The following is a 15,791-nucleotide window of genomic DNA, read 5'->3' on the forward strand; positions in this document are numbered from 1 at the left end:
AGCCGATCCGGATGGTGGCATGAGAGACAAGTGAATGTCTCAGCCTGAATCACTCAACTGCGCGCGGACGATGTCATCGATCCGGGCGCTGTGTTGTGTGTTGAACCCATCGGGGTTGGCCGTGTTCAGGCCGGATCCCGCACTTGACCCCTTTTCCCTGAACACCCATGTGGTGGGCAGCGCTTTGTGCTGCCCGCGCTGTAGGAGGAGAAACCTGATGGATCACGAGTCCACGATGTTGTCGGTCGCATTCAATGGGGCCGATAACACGGGTAAGACCACGCAGATCGGCCTGCTGGCCCGCCGGATCGGTCCGGCTGCGGCGCCCGCCGGCGCCCTGCACGACCACGACTCTCGATGGACCGCTATCCAGGGCGACATGGCCGGGTGGTGGTTCGAGACGGGCCCCATCGAGGAGGTCGTGGACGTCCTCGCGTCTTCTTACCTCGCGCGATCCGCCGCCCCCGACGGCGAGAGCCTGCGACTGCTGGACCGGGGCATCCCCATGTTGGAGGCGTCGGTCGCCGCCACCGTCGCCGTCCGCGAGAACCTGGCCGCCCCGGCGGCGGCCGACCGGGCACGGGCCCTGCTCGAACCTTGGGCCACGGACCTTCGCGCCGCCGAGAACGCTGAGCTTTCCCTCTATCTGGCGTTCTCCGAGGAGATCGGCGAGAACGTGACCCGCAGCCTCGCCCACCAGGCGAGCGTCACCCCGCCCTACGACCGCTACCAGCAGGCCCTGCACGAACGACTCCACGGCATGGCCGAAGAGGGCCGCTTCTCGCACACGGTGCTGATCGGTGACCGCTCCATCGTCGAGGTGCAGCGGGAGATCCGGCGTGTGCTGCACCCGTGGCACTCGGCCGTGCCTGCCCGTGCCCTGGACGGGGTGCAGATCATCGCGCTCGCCGGGCTGTCCGAGAGCGGCAAGAGCACCGCCGGCGAGTATCTGCGCATGCGACACGGCCACGCCCGCCTCAAGCTCGGGTGGCTGCTCGACACCGCCGCCGCGCACGCCGGCATACCCGACCCGTACGCGGTCACGGAGGTCGTCCAGGCCGAGTTGATCGTCGACGCCCTGGATCGCTATCTGACGGCCCACTACTACGTGAAGGACGTGACGATCGAGTCGCTGCACTCCTTGGGGTCCACCGCCGCACTGCGGCGACTGCTCGGACGGCAGGTCACCGTCACGTACCTCGACACGCCCATGGCGGCCCGCCGCGCACGCAGCGAAACCGGAGCCGACGACGTGGTCGTGCGCGACGTCGTCAAGGAGAGTCGAGGCGCGGACAGGATCGCGGGCATCGCGGACCGGGTGATCGACAACTCCGGTACACGGCTCGGCCTGGAGCGCTGCCTGGACGCGATGGTCCTCGATCGCCACTGGCCCGCACGGCGCCCGGAGGCGCAGCCCGTGAACATGCTGGGCCTCCCGATCAGCCTGGAGTCCTACCTGCACAAGCTGCTGGACCGCACCACCGGCGGCGCTGACCCGGTGGTGGACCTGCTGGCCGTCACCGGGTCCGGTGCCCGGGGCGAGTTCCAGAGCGGGTGGAGCGACCTCGATGTGTTCGTCGTCTCCGACAACGCCCGTCTGGGTGCCCTCGCCCACGTGCTGGCCGAACTCCGCGCCGACCTGGAAGGCGTCAAGCTCGGCATCAGCGTCGTCACGCTCGCCGAATGCCGCGCCGGAAACCTGTCCGTTCGGCTCCAGCATGTGCTGGCCCAGATCGGTGCTGGTGCCATCACCCCGCTGTGGGTCCGAAACGGCCTGCGGCTCCCCGCTCCGGACCCGGCCGCCATCGTGGCCGCCACCGTCATGAACGGGGTCCAAGCAACCTTCGACATCCGCCGGCAGATCCTCGCCGGCGCCGGCGATCTGCGCACCCTCTACAAGGTGACGGGGGTGTCCGCGAAGGTGCAGTTGGAGTTCCGCGGCGTACCGGTCTCCGCCGACGAGGACGCCCTGACCATGCTCCTCGGCGCCCACGGCCACGACACCTCCCTGGCCCGCACCGCCCGTACCGACCGCGACGCCGCCCTCGAGGCCGCCCGGATCGTCCTCGACCTGTGGAACGACACCATGAACGGAGTGGAGCAGTGACCGACGCAGTCTTCGCCAAGAACTTCCCCGATCGCACGGCCGCGAGGAGGGAAGTTCTTGGCCACCGCCTGGTCGAACACCGTCTCTCCGTTCCCCGGCTCCATGGTCTTCACGACGGGCCGGACGGCAGCCAGGTGGTCTTCGACGACGTGTTCGCTCAGGGACGGTGCGAACTCCTCCTCGGCGACATCATCGCCCTCGCCGACCGCGACCCGAGCCAGATACCCCGTGTCGTCGAGCTCGTTGAAGCCGTGTGCCACGACCTGACCACGGCCTTCATGCCCGAACGCCGATACCCCCTGAGTAGCTGCGTTCCCACCCTCTACGCCGACCGCATCCGACCCGGTGGACGCCTGGACACCTGGTACCTGAACCCCGGCCACTCCCTCGTTCCGGCCGGAGGAAACGTTCCCGCTCTCACTGCGGCTGACCTCGCCGACCACACGATCACCGTCAACGGCCGGCCGCTCGCCATCAACCTCCCCGACATCGTCCACACCACCCGCCAGATCCTGACACCGGACAGCAGCTGGGTGAGCGGACACACTCAGGGAGACCCCACCGAGCCCAACATCGCCGACCCCCTGTGCTGGCTCGACTTCACACTCGCCGGCCTCAACACCCTTCCGGGCGAAGCCGCCAACCTCCTCTGGTACCTGATGGGCCTGGGCGGCTGGCTCGTCCCCACCTATCAACCCGACACCTACCAGCGCACCATGCGCCTCGCCCTGCCGCCCCTCACGACCCCCCGGATCACCCAGCAGCACCACCACCCCCGACTCCGACACCTCGACATCCACTACCAGTGGAACACCGGCCCCGGCCGCCGAGCCGCCCTCACCACCGCCCTGCAAGCCCTGCCCGACATCCCCTGGCACGACTTGCGCCCCTTCCTCACCCTCCGCGTCCTCGGCGTCGTCAGTCCCCGGCCCATGACGACGACCGACACCCTCCTGATGCTGATCAAAGCCGCCGAACTCCATCAGACGAGCAGCAACGCCACCGAGTTCTTCACCCAGCACACATTTGAAACGGAGCTTCCGTGAACCCCACCCTCCCCATCACTGATCAGACGCTGCGCAGCCGACCCCTGCGCGGCCGCACTGCTCTGGTCACCGGAGCCACCGGTGGCATCGGCAGCGCGATCTGCCGTGCCCTCGCCACCGCCGGCGCCCAGGTTGCCATCGCCCATTTCGACGAGGACGCTGCCGCCGCCGGCCTCCTGGACCAGCTGCCCACCCGAGGCATCGCCGTCTCCGGTGATCTCACCGATCCGATGTTCCCGGCCGCCCTGATCGCCACCGTCACCGACGCCCTCGCACCCGTCGACATCCTGATCAACAACGCCGGCGCCTACCCCCGTATCCCCTGGGAAGACCTGGACGAGGCCGACTGGGCACAGTCCCTGGCCGTCAACCTCCACGCTCCGCGCCGCCTGTGCCAGGCTGTCACCGCGAGCATGACGGCACGCGAGTGGGGCAGGATCGTGAACATCGGCTCGATCAATGCCCTCGTGGGCCGTCGCCAGCTCACCCCCTACGCCACGGCCAAGTCCGCGATGATCGGACTGACCCGGTCCCTGGCCCGCGATGTCGGCGCGGGCGGGATCACCGTCAACTCGGTCCTGCCCGGAGCGATCCAGGTTCCTGCTGAAGATGCCCTCCCGCCCTCCGCCCGGGTGTCCCCCGAGCACCAGATCGCCCGCCAGTGCGTTCCCCGCCGCGGGCGGCCGGAGGACGTGGCGGCCGCTGTCGCCTACCTGGCAAGTCCTTCGGCCGGGTTCATCACCGGTCAGAGTCTCCACGTCGATGGCGGCTGGCTGATGAACTGATCTCCTCCGGCCGGGTTCATCACCGGTCAGAGTCTCCACGTTGACGGCGGCTGGATGATGAACTGATCTCCTCGACAGCAACGCCTGAGGAGACACAGTGAAAGAACGAGTGCGTGCCGTCCTGATCACCCCGGCCCACACCATGCTCATCATCCGCCGCACCGTCCCCGGCCGCGACGTCTACCACGTCCTCGTCGGCGGCGGCATCGAGGACGGCGACCCCACCCCGGAAGCGGCTCTCCACCGTGAGATCCACGAGGAGATTGCCGGGAAGGCTCACATCGTCCGGCTGCTGGGCACTCTCGCCGACATCGAACGCGAAGAGATCCAGCACATCTATCTCGCCGAGGTCCGCACCTGGGCCTTCGACGACCGTACCGGCAGCGAGTTCACGCGTGTCGATCGCGGCACCTACGAACTCGTCGAGACCCCCCTCACCACCCCCCAGGCCCTGGCCACCCTCAACCTCCAGCCTCCATCGGTGCTGCCCCTGATCCAGGAGGTCATGTCCGAATGGGCGTGAAGCGGCGCTGGAAACTCGGCTTCCTGGCCGCGAACGCCGCGCGACAGCGAGGAAGACCATCTGGCCGATCACGAGCTGTGCAAGGGCACGTGGGGCGAGCTGGTGTGTTCGGATCTCACGTCCAGGCGGAGCAGCCCGTCACCTTCGAAGGAATTCGGTTGGTATGGCGGTTGGCCTAACAAACCCACCACAGACTTCTGCACGGAGCGGTTCAGATCCGCAGTGCGCCGGCTGATCCTCGGCGTACGCCAGTGGGCACACCGTGCAGACCGACCACGGAAGGGGTTCGATTCCTGAGCGCTGCAGGTGATCCCTGTGGCGTGTCCCTGGAGATCTCTGCAGCTCCAACTTCCCCAGCACCCCGGTGCGCGCTCTGCCTTCGGGCAGGTGCGGCGCCGGGGTGCTGTGTTTTTTCGTGGCTCGCCTTACTCGCCCCGTGAAGGCAGTGAGCACAAGGGATCAGCAGAGCTGATCCGGATCTGACGTTGAAGAACGTCCTTGTCCCGCCAGGAGTCGAGCCATGAACTGCCCGAACTGCGCCAGCGATATGGAGTCGAGCGCCTACGGCATCCGCGCTGGCAAGAAGACCACGCACACGTGCTCCGAGTGCGGTTACAGCGAAACACGCTGAGCGGCTGCTTCTCTCCTTCAACTGCGATCTCGGGCGAACCCATGACAGGCTCGCTCGCCGCCAGCTCCCTCCTCATCGGCATGGGCCTGGCCAGCCTGGCCGACTCCATGAGCGGCTACTGCCTTGCCGCTGCCGCTGCCGTACCCGGCGAGATCATCCTCTTCATCGCGGCGCGAGATCTTGTCAGCCGTCTTGCCCCGCCTGGAGCACGTGGACGGTACGCCGGCCTGTGGGGCAGCAACCTCGCGCTGGCCGTCGTCACCGCGACTTGGGTGATCTGCGGTACCGGAGTGCTCGGGGCTGTCCTGTGCTGGCCCTTGCACTCCAGCATCCGTACTCCGTAACGGCACTGGCAACGCCGAGGTGTTCGTCCCCTGGCTGACGAATCCGGACGACCTCGTTCACCAGGACCTCGCCGCCCTGGAGGCCGCACACATCTACGGCGGGCGCTGCGAACTCGACGAACTCGTCTTCTTTCGAACCCATGCGGGCGGCCCACCCCCAGCACAAGCACTGACCAAGGAGCACGGACCATCATGAGTTTCCTCAGCCGCATCGGCTGCATCGAGACCGAAGAGCAGGAGCGGACCCGGCTGGCCCAGGCCCCCGAAGGCTCGCTGAACCACTACCTGTCAACTCTGCCCGTGACCATCGACGAGTGGCCCAAGGACCTGCTCGTCGAACTGCCCTGGCAGCAGCCGCGCACTCACCAGGCCTACCGCGTCGTCGTGGTGCCGATCGAGTTCCGGGAGGAGGCTCTGCCTGAGGGTGTCGAGGAGGAGCCGCTGCCGCGCAAGCGCCACTCCGGCGCTTGGATGTGTGCCGTGGTGTTCTCCGACCACCCGGACTACCCGGCCAGCGGCTTCCGCATCGACGTCCCAGCCGCCGAGATTGTCCGAGGCCGGAAGGTCGACCTCGCCACCGCCCTGGCTCCGTTGTCATACGTGTCCGGCGAGACTCTGCACACCCCGGAACCGCTGTGCGGCTCGTGCGAAGACTGCGGCCTCTTCCGCCCTCCGTTCTAACGCCACGGCGCCTGCGGATCCGGGGCCTTTGGCCGGTCCCTCCCGGTTCGAGGCGAGGCGGGGCACTGACCGCACGCCGGTTTCCGCAATGCACCTGTGCGGTGTACCAGGTCACCAGGTACGCGGAACCGGTTTGGATGGTGCGCGAAGTCGGCGGCGAGCGGCGGCAGGTCGGCAGCCATAGCACCACCCGTAAAGGGCGCGCTCGCGCTGGCGGTCGGCGCGGTTGCCCACGAGCGGGAGAAGGCCGCCGCCGCGCCCGACCGACCGTCGCGGAAATCCGGATGGCGTATCCGCTCGCCGGTGGGGGTGCCACGCTGCGGCTCATGACCGCCGAGGGCAGCGCGACCGAACGCCACATGATCCCGCTCACGGAGCGGGGCGCGGCCGGTCGGGAGAACCACCCCGCCGGTATCTACCTGGACGCCGTCACCGACGGCGCGAACACGGAAGGACTGAAGACCGCCGCCGGGTGGCACCTGATGCGGTTTGGGTTCAACTACGCGCGCGGCGCGGCCTGGGCGCCGTACACCGGCAGCGCGAGCAGCGAGGCACAGTGGAAAGGAGTGGTGGTCGATGCTGCCCGACGGGCACCAGTGGCCACACACGGTGCGCGTCGCCATCACGGCAACCCCTTCTGGCGCCACCTGACCTTCACCAACGACATCGAGGTCCGGATCACCGTTCCACACGAGGCAGACCGGACGCCACGCCCCGAGCGGCTGCGCTGCACGGTCAAGCCCTTCGATGCGTCGAACCCGAGCTACACCGGGGACCCGCACGCCAGGGGGTGGCCGAAGATCGGGCCCGACCAGGAAGGCACGGTCACAGGAAGCCTGAGTGGTCTCTTCTCGAACGGTGGCCAGCAACTGTGTCAGGACCGGATCACGATCCTCGTGCCGGACGGCAGTATCCAGCCGTAGCCGACTGGGGGCTCTCCCTTTCTGCATGATCAGCGGAGCTGATCCGGTCTGGCCTTCGGAAGATCACGTCCACGCCAGGAGTACAGCCGTGAGCCAGGCGCTCCGCTGCAGAGCAGCGCCGGGGGTCTCACTGCCGAATCCATCACATCTTCCGGGGGAGATCGCCATGCCCGAGCGCACCGAGCACACCCTGCTCTACATCAAGTATGTCGACGACGCCCTCGCCGAGCAGGGTGTCGCCGCAGTTGAAAGCGCGATCTCTGGCATCAGCCTGAGGATCAGGCCACCTCCTTAACTGTGCTTGCCCGCGGGCTTCGCGGCGACGGCCTGCTGCTCGACGTGCCGGGCCGCGATGTACAGGCCCTCGCGGTTCAGGTGTCGCGAGTAGCTCGAGTCGAGGTAGAGCACGGGCACATCGCCAGCGGCCTTCAGAAGCGCAGGGTGCAGCAGGTGCTTGATAGGACCCGAGCCGCCGCCGTAGACGTAGACGACCTCGGTCGTCGCACCGGCCTGGGAGAGGACGTCGCCGAAGGAGGAGAGGATCTCGTCGACCAGGTAGCTGGCCTCGTCCTCGACGAAGCCGGCGGCGCGCTGGTGACGATTCTTCACCAGCACAGACGGCTTCGCGTGGAGGAAGTCCGCCAGCTGCTTGCGTGAGGAGAACTGCAGCGTGGCGTCCGACTCACTCATGCGCTCCATGGCGTTCATCAGCGCGGTGCCGTAGCCCTCGTCGAGCGTGGCTGCCGCCTCGGGGTTGAACCGCCCATCGGTGAAGACCGGGAAGTTCACGGTGCCCTCACCGATGTCGACGCCGATGGTGTTCTGCACCGCCACCAGATCGGAGGCCGTGACCCCTTCCACGACGGAGGCGTCGCGAGTGCGCAGATCATCAAGAAGAGCCTGGGCCAGCGGCTCGCCCTTGTCGGTGATGGCGAACTGCGCGGAGGCACCCTCGGCCATCACCTGAACGTCGACGAACTGCAGGCGCACCGAGACCGGGGTGCTGAAGTTCTTGATCGTCACCAGGTGCACCGCGGGGTCGGAGCTGCCCAGCAGACCGATGAACTCGGCGGCGTAGGCGTGGCGGCGCGCGACGAACTCGGAGATCGGCAGCGCCAGGCCGGCGCGCACGTGCACGCGCAGCTCGTGATCGGGCAGCGCGCCGTTCTCGCGGACGTAGTCGCGCAGGGCCTTCGCGGCGAAGGCACCCAGGACCAGGACCTTGCTCAGCTCCTGATCAGCCTTGGAGTGCTTGCCCAGTACCTCGAACTCGGTGAACTTCGAGCCGCGCACGCTCAGCGCTGCCCGGCCGAAGATTCGGCGGTCCGACGCCGCAACCAGGGTTGTGGTGAGCGAGCAGTCGAGCTGGTTGTAGAAGTCGCCGGCCATCACGGAGGCCGCATCCGCGTCGGGGAGCGGCACCTTCGGCGAGGTGCGGGAAGTCGAGACGACTGCGCTGGGCAGATCGATCTCGTCGAAGATCTCCCGCTTCGTATTCTGGATGACGCCCTTGACGTAGCCGTTGCCGACGTCGATGCCGCCGGTGAGGGTGATGATGTCGTTGCTGTTGGCGCTCATGAATCCGGTCCCTCGGTGTCTGTGTTGTCTGCCTGGAAAATGAAATTCACCGCGTCACTCAGCGCCGAGTACTCGCCATGATTTCGTCAATGGAGGCCAGCTTCGGCGGCTCCGGGGTTGGGCCGGGGGCACTTACCGCAGGATCCTCGACCGTCTCAACAGGTGTGGGAACCGGCTCGGGTTGGGCTACCGGCGCTGGTGCTGTCTTCTCGACGACGGCGTCGGCCTGGTCGGCGACCACGGGCTGTGGCTGGCGAGGAATGGCGGTCGGACGGCGCTCGGTGACCGCCTCGTCGTCCTCGCGCTGCTCGGTGCTCTCCAGCGGCGGCCGGCCGCGACGCGGCAGCTGCTCGACGGGCTTGTAGTAGACGTCGACGTATCCGTCGCGCTGAATGGACTCCCGAATGAGCAGTCGCAGTGACTGCGAGATGTTCTCCTGCTGATCGAGCCACTCGATCACCGAGGTGTCGGCAGCGGGCACGGTCCAGCGGATCTTGCGAGGTTCACTCGGCTGATTCGCCATTGCACTCACCTCGCCCTTCCGATCGCTCCTGCACTCCATCCAGTCGTTCGCCGAATGTCTCTCGCTCTGTCACGTGGACTCACCACCCTTCATGTTTCCCTTCGGATTCGAATCACTATGAGCTCACTCTAGTGTCCCTATTGAGCCCCATGCAAGTCCCATTCGATACGCGAGTTGGACGCCATTAATGTCCCCGGTCGTCTCCGGCGGAGACACCTGCGAGGCGCTGCAGTGCCCCTGCCGGAGACGACTGGGCGCAAGCCGACGGCGCCATGCGCCTATGAGTCCCACATGCAACGCAACAAGGGCTCCCACGGGACGCCCGCGAGACACCTGGCGTCAGGGCGTGGTCTCGGGGAAGCCGATCGGGGGCACGCGTAAGCTCCCACTGGTGTCCCGACTGCGCCTCCTCAGAGACGCCACCCGGCTCCCCGACACAGACGTGTCCTCCGAGGGCGCTATGTGCGACACCGGGGCGGCACTGTTGGAGCGCGCACGAGATACTGTGCGGACACGCGCGGGACTCTGAAAGACCCAGCAACATCAGTCGGTGTCTTATGCGTGTCCCAGTCGCGGCCCCTGCGTGTTCCGGTGGGTCACCGCAGAGACGCGAGGGAAGCGCTGATTCACGGGGCCGCGAGGCCTGACCGCCCCCTTGCTGAAGCCATCCGGCGGGTACGTTGAGACAGTCACGGACCGCTGGCGGAGCGTGGCCGGCACAGCTGTCAGCGAGRCACCGACACAGCGCTGGTGCGGCGGTCGGCACGGGGGCGTCATCGAGCCGACACGGTCGCGCAGAGTGAGAAGGGTCGAAGGGGGGAGTAGGCCCCCACACCCAGCGAGCGTGCGAGGAATGACGTGCTTGCACAGTACGGGCCGTGGGGTGGAAGGGGCTCGGAGGCATTGCTGCGGAGGCGCTCCCTGGAGGAAGACGACAACGCTCCGATACCCCTCGAGCTGCTCGCTGTGCCCGATGGGCAGATGGTCGCCGCAGCCGGGGCTCTCTTCTTCTGATGCATCCACGAGAGACCGCCCCGGGCTCGCCGCGCAAGCGCGAAACGAAACACGGCCCGGGGCCGGATCGTGTGTCGACAAGGTAGTGCCGAACGCCCGCCTCCGGCGCGGTGCGTGACGTGCTGGCACGCCGCCGCGGCACCACCGGAGCAACGGCCAGAGCACGGCGAATCCAGGTCGGTGCAACCAGCAACACGATGGTGCGAGGCCGGCTACGCCGTCAGCAGCGAGCGATGAAGCAGAGCGTTATCCACAGCCGAAGCGACGGCGTCGCGCGAGGACGGATCCGCTGCTAGGCGAGGGCTGTGCCGCCTGCGGCAGCAAGGTGGCGAACCGGAGCTGTGCGCCGTCGGGGGCAGACCCGTACCCCGCCTCGTTCGTGCCTCACGAGGACGGATCGGCACGGGGGTACGGCCGTATCCGGAACGACGAAACAGCAGTACGGCCAGAAGGTGTGACGACCAGGCGAAACGGCCAGACCCGTACTCCCGCTGCTCGAAAGGGGGGAGGGGTACGAGTCGAGAGGGTACGGACCGTTTCCCCTGATGTTCCAGGCTTCCACTCATGCTCCAGCCGTGGAACAGCGGGGACGGCGACAAGGAAGTGAAAGGGCATAAGGGAAACTGATAACGCGTGCCCTGCGGACCCTCGCTCCGCTCGGCCTCTTTACTGCGCTCCGATGACGTGTCAGGCATAGCCCGACGGGTTTCCACCGGTCGCTGAGCTCGCCGGCCCCTCGGTCGCCGGCGCTCCCTCTGGCTATGCCCAGCCCTGCGCTTGAGAGGCGAACCCCAACGCTGCCCCGCCGCAGTTGTCCACAGACGTGCGGACCAGCGAGCGGACAGGGGTGAAGGGTGCAGCAGTGGATAGGCGGGCGGGCAGCGCCTGGCTCAGGCGAGAAGTGACGCTCCGCGCGGCGGCTCGCAGTGCGATCCGGCCAGGGGTGGATCACTCAAGCGGGATCTTCCGGGTCGTCAGCCGGCAGGGCTGGCGCGGGAGCTGGGCTGAACATCGAGATCGCACGGACCCCACCGGGGTCCGCACTCGATGGTCGCTACCCCACCCGAGTCCACGCAGAGGCACGACATCGACACAGTCCCAGCCTGAACTCGTCCTGCGATAAAGGAGCCTGCTGCGTGCCGAAGTTGTAGCAGTCGAACAGCGAAGCCGTCGCCGAGTATGCGCTCCGGCGAAGTCGGGGACGTCGATAGTGTCGACTTCACCGACGACGAGAACAGAACGGTCGTCACCGTGAGCATCCCCCGCAGCGGTGACGGGATGTACATCGCCCACCTCATGCCGATGTGTAGTGACGATCAGATCCGCGTCGAGCTCCATCGGGAGAAGGGCCTGGCCGTGATCGGGTCCAGTACCGGCTGGCCGGAATGGGACAGCGGCATGCGGGCCGCCGCGCCTGCCCAGACGTCATGACCACAGCTCTCGATTCCAGCTGTGGAGACCACCGAGTCATAAGGAGAGGAGACTCGAATGATTGCTGAAATGATTCCAGAATCGTCCTCGCGCGTCGTCCTCGTCACCGGTTCCCGCAGCTGGAACGACGCGAAGAGCATGCGTGAGACGTTCAGCGACGCCTGGCGCGGCTGGGGGCCCAAGAACGCCACCCGGCCGGTGCTTCTTTCGGGGCACTGTCCCAAGGGGGCCGACGCCATGGCTGAACTGATGTGGCGGGACGCAGGCTCCGAGATCATCATCTTTCCCGCCGATTGGTCGGCCCACAGGGGAGCAGCCGGCTTCCAGCGGAACCAGGAGATGGTCGACGCCGCCCAGGTCTTCCGCGAGGCCGGGGCTCAGGTGCTGTGCACGGCCTTCTTCGACCTCTGCCAGAAGCCCGGATGCCCGAAGCGAAGCCAGGAGCAGCTCATGCCAGATACACCGGGGCACTTCTCGCACGGCACCATCCACTGCAGGGCTCGAGCGCGAGCTGCGGGGATCAAGACGACCAACGTGATCCATCCGGTCTGAAGACGCGCGAAGGGCCCTGCAGTGTGCTGCAGGGCCCTTCGGGGGCGAACGAGAGAAGTCGGCCAGGAGGCGAACATCAGGCTCAGCGCTAGTTGCTCCGATCGATGCCGTGAGCCTCGTCGTAGGCCTTCATGACCTTCTTCGGGATGCGCCCCCGATCCGCGAACTCGTGGCCCTTCTCCTTGGCCCACTCGCGGATCTTGTCTCGCTCCTCGGCAGTCGTCTCAGGTACGACTCGCTTCTTGGGTGCAGGCTTCCCGGCTTTCCGGCTGACCTCCATGTACGACTTCAGCGCAGCCTCAAGGCTCTTCTTCTCCTCAGCTGTGAGATCGACTTCGTACCAGGTGTCTCCCAGGCCGAAGGTCACGGTAGCCGCATCCGGCTTACCGCTGAGATCTGACTCGACAATGCTTCGAATAGCCATACTGGCGAGAGTAGCTGATGCGCAAGGACTTTGGAAAGCCTGTCGCAATCATTCGACATAGGTGTGCCATTTGGGGCCCGGATGAGGCTCAAAGATGCTGGTGAATTGGCAGAAGGAGTGACTGTTACTGCTAGAATCGCAGTAACGTTGAAAGGCGTCTCATGCCCCGTTCTCCACCGACCAGCGACCCCGATCGAGAGGGCCTCCACGATGTCCACGCTTCATGCCGTCGACGACCACTCGCTCGCCGACGAGGACATCGACCTCTTCATGCTGCTGTGCCAACGCAGAGGATGGTCGGATCAGTACCTGAAGGAGATCGAGTCCACCGAGCACGACGAACTCCTGGACCTGGCCGAGATGGTCGAAGCCCTTCATGACTCCCGGAGCGCGGGCAAGAAGATCAGCACCGCCCCCGACTTCGACATGGACGGCATCTCCTCTGGCGTCCTCGGCCACGCAGGCCTGTCCGAGCTCGGCTTTGACGTCGAGCTGCACCTCCCCGACTACCGCCGCGGCTGCGAGCTCGCGCCCGAGGACGTCGCCGAGATCCATGCGAAGTGGCCTGATGCCCGGGCTCTGCTCACCAGCGACGGCGGAGTGAACTCCCGCCGCGGTATCGCCGCCGCGCGTGCCCTGGGCTGGACGACGTTGGTGACCGACCACCACGAGGAGCTCGCGCCGGGCTCGACCGCGGACATCACTGTCGACCCGTGCCGGATCGACGAGACCTACGCCCATACCGGGATCTGCGGTGCCCACGACCTCTACCGGGTGATCGAGGCGTACACCCGCGTGCACCGGCCCGAGAAGCTCTGGGAGATCCGCCTGCTGCGTCTGTTCGCCGGCCTCGGCACTGTCTCCGACGTCATGCCCGTGCCGTACGAGAACCGCCAGCTGGTGCGCGATGCGATCTCGATTGCCCGCCTGCTGCGCGTCGCCGCGCCGAAGACCATCCCCAATCCCTGGGGTGGGTTCGACGCCGACCCCGATGCCATCGACATCGACATCGAGCGGTCGATGCTGATGCAGCTGCTGCGCACCGAGCCGCATCACCCGGTCTTCCTCCGGGCCTTCGAGGTCTTCGCGATCGTGCTCAAGGCCTTCGCCCAGGCCGGCAAGATCGCCGGGGACCAGCCTCTGGCCCCGTGGGTGTGCCTCCTGGACGCCCCCCGGGCACGTACGGGCTGCTGGCCAACCGGATGATGGGGATCAACGGCCACCCGGTCGTCCTCGTCAACCGGCCTGCCGGCCCCGACGATTTCGTCAGCGGTTCCGGCCGCGCGCCGAGGTGGTTCGACATCATCACCAGCCTGGAGCAGCACGACGGTCTCAGCGCCATCGGACACCAGCAGGCCTGCGGCGTTCGCGTCGCGAAGGCCGAGAAGCTGGGCGACCCAGGTCGTCTCTTTCGGATCTTGTCGGCCGGGCCCGCGGCGTCCGGTGCCGTACATGGCAAGGCGGAGGGGTGCAGCGTGTACTGGACGTACTCGGGCGCCCCGACAACCTGGGGGTCTCCCCGGACGGAGTCTGGGGGATCAGGTGCGGTGCCGGGCGTCGCGGGTCCGGCAAGATCCGGAAGAGACGGCCTGGCCGCCGTGCTGCAGCAGACCACGCAGGTTGCCCTGCTCGCCGTCAGCACCGATGGCCCCAAAGGCGATCTCGTGCTCGGCCCGGACGCCGACTGTGACGCCGGCCTTGAAGATCTGCAGCCGCTGTTCGAGCTGGTGCGCCGGACCGAGGGCCTCAAGCCCTTCGGGTACGGCTTCACCACGCCGGTCGTCGAGATCGCGATCGAGCCCCTGGGCCTGCGCGTGGACCGGATCGGATCCGAATCGCACTACCTGCGCCTGGTCACCCGGTCCGGCCTGTCCTGCCTGTCCTGCCTGTGGTGGAACGTCGCCGAGGAGAAGTTCGACGTGATCCAGAGCTTCGTGCAGCGCGCCAGCCGTACCCAGCTCGGGACGCTGCGCTTCACGGCGACGTTGCAGCTGAACACCTTCCGCGGCGACACCCGCGTCCAGGCCGTCATCAACGAACAGATCACCACGGCTGCTTGAGCCCCGTAGAGGAGAAGACCATGACGACGCCACCGACCACTTCGCGTCTGCTCGGCATCGGGTGGTGCGCCCTCGTGCCGTTCGCCGTCGTCGCGGCCTACCTCGGTCTGGGCACCGTCGCAGTCCGCCTCGTCGGCGAGCCGATCGTCGCGACCTCCGTCCTGGGCATGCTTGTTGTCGTCCTGGTCGGCTCAGTGAGGATCCAGCGGCCCCAGTGGCTCGCGCATGCGCCGGCCCCGCGGCCGAGCATGGAAATTCCGCGCTTCGGGTGGACCGCCGTCGGCTGCGCGGTTCTGGCATTCCTCGCCGGGCAGTCGCTGGCCTTGTGGATCTACGCCGCGACCGGGTCCACAGGCTTCGACGCGTCGAACCAGACGAGGCACGCGGCTGGAGTGCTGGCGACCCTGCTGCTCGCCATGGTCGCGGCTCCTGCGGGAGAGGAGGCCCTGTTCCGAGGGCTGGTCTACCCATTGCTGCGCAAGCGGGTGAGCATCCTCGCTTCCACGCTGGTCACCGCCGTGGTGTTCGGCCTGCTGCACGGCAACGCCGTGCAGTTCGCCTCGACCCTGCCATTGGCGGTGCTCCTGGCCCTGATCTACGAACACACGCGCGTGCTGTGGCCCTGCGTGCTCCTGCACCTGGGCTTCAACCTCGCTGCCGCCCTTGTCCCAGCACAGGCGCTCTTCGCTCTGGCGAACCCCGTCTCCGCAGTGCTCCTGTACCTGGCTTTCGCTGGTTGTGCCTTTGGGCTCTACCGGCGGGTCGCCGGCTTGACCGCGCCAGGCGCAGCCCAGGCCCCGGGTGGCGAGTCCGCGATGCAGTGAGCGAGGTACTCAGCCTCTTCTGGACACCGATGGTGCCCTCCGCACTGGACCTGACGGCCTGCCAGCCACCGGTCCCGCGTACGGAGGGCATGTTCGTGGTGACTGGGGCGATCCGGCCACCGGGGGTGTGGCTGAAGGTAACTATTCAGTGATGCTCATCAGGAGGGGAGAGGATCTCATCATGGCTGTCGTCGGCACCCGCACGTACGACTCGCGAGGAAAGCTCGTCCATCCCGAGACGCTCGACATCAGTCGTGCGAAGATCCTGGGTCCAGCACCCCGACCTCGCCGCGGCCGTCGCCGCGGTCGCCGGCGTGTGCACCCCGCCGCTGGAGGCCGCGCTGC

General features: G+C 67.2%; 16 protein-coding genes. 13 read left to right on the forward strand and 3 right to left on the reverse strand.

The window, feature by feature from the left end; translation table 11 throughout:
* The first annotated feature begins 217 nt into the window (after positions 1–217).
* From AB4039_RS22385 to AB4039_RS22420, 8 genes are all read left to right on the forward strand, one after another.
* A complete protein-coding gene (locus AB4039_RS22385; protein WP_266842987.1) occupies positions 218–2,107 on the forward strand; it encodes a nucleotidyltransferase domain-containing protein in 1,890 nt (629 codons plus the stop codon).
* A complete protein-coding gene (locus AB4039_RS22390) occupies positions 2,104–3,153 on the forward strand; it encodes a hypothetical protein (RefSeq protein ID WP_266842989.1) in 1,050 nt (349 codons plus the stop codon). The genes AB4039_RS22385 and AB4039_RS22390 overlap by 4 nt, the downstream gene beginning before the upstream one ends.
* A complete protein-coding gene (locus AB4039_RS22395) occupies positions 3,150–3,938 on the forward strand; it encodes an SDR family oxidoreductase (protein WP_266842991.1) in 789 nt (262 codons plus the stop codon). Before AB4039_RS22390 ends, AB4039_RS22395 begins: the two co-directional genes overlap by 4 nt.
* A gap of 97 nt (positions 3,939–4,035) precedes the next feature.
* The gene (locus AB4039_RS22400; RefSeq protein WP_406086648.1) at positions 4,036–4,461 is read left to right on the forward strand and encodes an NUDIX hydrolase; all 426 of its coding nucleotides are present in this window, start codon (positions 4,036–4,038) and stop codon (positions 4,459–4,461) included.
* Positions 4,462–5,133: 672 nt separating this feature from the next.
* Positions 5,134–5,436 carry a hypothetical protein gene (locus AB4039_RS22405; protein ID WP_442271638.1) on the forward strand — a complete coding sequence of 101 codons (303 nt, stop codon included), beginning with the start codon at positions 5,134–5,136 and terminating at the stop codon, positions 5,434–5,436.
* Positions 5,437–5,628: 192 nt separating this feature from the next.
* Positions 5,629–6,117 carry a hypothetical protein gene (locus AB4039_RS22410; protein WP_266842999.1) on the forward strand — a complete coding sequence of 163 codons (489 nt, stop codon included), beginning with the start codon at positions 5,629–5,631 and terminating at the stop codon, positions 6,115–6,117.
* A gap of 326 nt (positions 6,118–6,443) precedes the next feature.
* Entirely contained in the window at positions 6,444–7,040 is a 597-nt protein-coding gene (locus tag AB4039_RS22415; RefSeq protein ID WP_266843003.1) for a hypothetical protein, read from the forward strand.
* A 166-nt stretch (positions 7,041–7,206) separates the two neighbouring features.
* Positions 7,207–7,335, forward strand: a complete 129-nt coding sequence (locus AB4039_RS22420; protein WP_266843005.1) for a hypothetical protein — start codon at positions 7,207–7,209, stop codon at positions 7,333–7,335.
* Here AB4039_RS22420 and AB4039_RS22425 read toward each other — a convergent pair.
* Entirely contained in the window at positions 7,332–8,618 is a 1,287-nt protein-coding gene (locus AB4039_RS22425) for a ParM/StbA family protein (RefSeq protein ID WP_266843007.1), read from the reverse strand. The two genes, AB4039_RS22420 and AB4039_RS22425, sit on opposite strands and share 4 nt — an antisense overlap.
* 58 nt (positions 8,619–8,676) lie before the next feature.
* Complete coding sequence (locus tag AB4039_RS22430) at positions 8,677–9,141, reverse strand: hypothetical protein (protein WP_266843009.1); 465 nt, start codon at positions 9,139–9,141, stop codon at positions 8,677–8,679.
* A gap of 2,193 nt (positions 9,142–11,334) precedes the next feature.
* On the opposite strand from AB4039_RS22430, the gene AB4039_RS22435 reads away from it, so the two are divergent.
* Together AB4039_RS22435 and AB4039_RS22440 are read left to right on the forward strand one after the other, a co-directional pair.
* A complete protein-coding gene (locus tag AB4039_RS22435) occupies positions 11,335–11,586 on the forward strand; it encodes a hypothetical protein (protein ID WP_442271639.1) in 252 nt (83 codons plus the stop codon).
* 57 nt (positions 11,587–11,643) lie between these two features.
* Positions 11,644–12,138, forward strand: coding sequence for an SLOG family protein (locus tag AB4039_RS22440; RefSeq protein WP_266843013.1), 495 nt, complete (start codon positions 11,644–11,646; stop codon positions 12,136–12,138).
* 88 nt (positions 12,139–12,226) lie between these two features.
* On the opposite strand, the gene AB4039_RS22445 is transcribed toward AB4039_RS22440, so the two are convergent.
* Positions 12,227–12,562, reverse strand: a complete 336-nt coding sequence (locus AB4039_RS22445) for a histone-like nucleoid-structuring protein Lsr2 (RefSeq protein ID WP_266843015.1) — start codon at positions 12,560–12,562, stop codon at positions 12,227–12,229.
* A gap of 210 nt (positions 12,563–12,772) precedes the next feature.
* Here AB4039_RS22445 and AB4039_RS22450 point away from each other — a divergent pair, with 210 nt between their 5' ends.
* The 3 genes from AB4039_RS22450 to AB4039_RS22460 are packed head-to-tail and all read left to right on the forward strand — an operon-like array spanning position 12,773 to position 15,446.
* A complete protein-coding gene (locus tag AB4039_RS22450) occupies positions 12,773–13,768 on the forward strand; it encodes a DHH family phosphoesterase (RefSeq protein ID WP_442271640.1) in 996 nt (331 codons plus the stop codon).
* Positions 13,765–14,622 (forward strand): hypothetical protein, encoded by an 858-nt coding sequence (locus AB4039_RS22455; protein WP_442271641.1) that lies wholly within the window; start codon positions 13,765–13,767, stop codon positions 14,620–14,622. Before AB4039_RS22450 ends, AB4039_RS22455 begins: the two co-directional genes overlap by 4 nt.
* A 20-nt stretch (positions 14,623–14,642) precedes the next feature.
* A complete protein-coding gene (locus AB4039_RS22460) occupies positions 14,643–15,446 on the forward strand; it encodes a CPBP family intramembrane glutamic endopeptidase (RefSeq protein WP_442271642.1) in 804 nt (267 codons plus the stop codon).
* The last annotated feature ends 345 nt before the right edge of the window (positions 15,447–15,791 follow it).

Source organism: Streptomyces sp. M-16 (genome assembly GCF_052114405.1).
Lineage (GTDB): Bacteria > Actinomycetota > Actinomycetes > Streptomycetales > Streptomycetaceae > Streptomyces.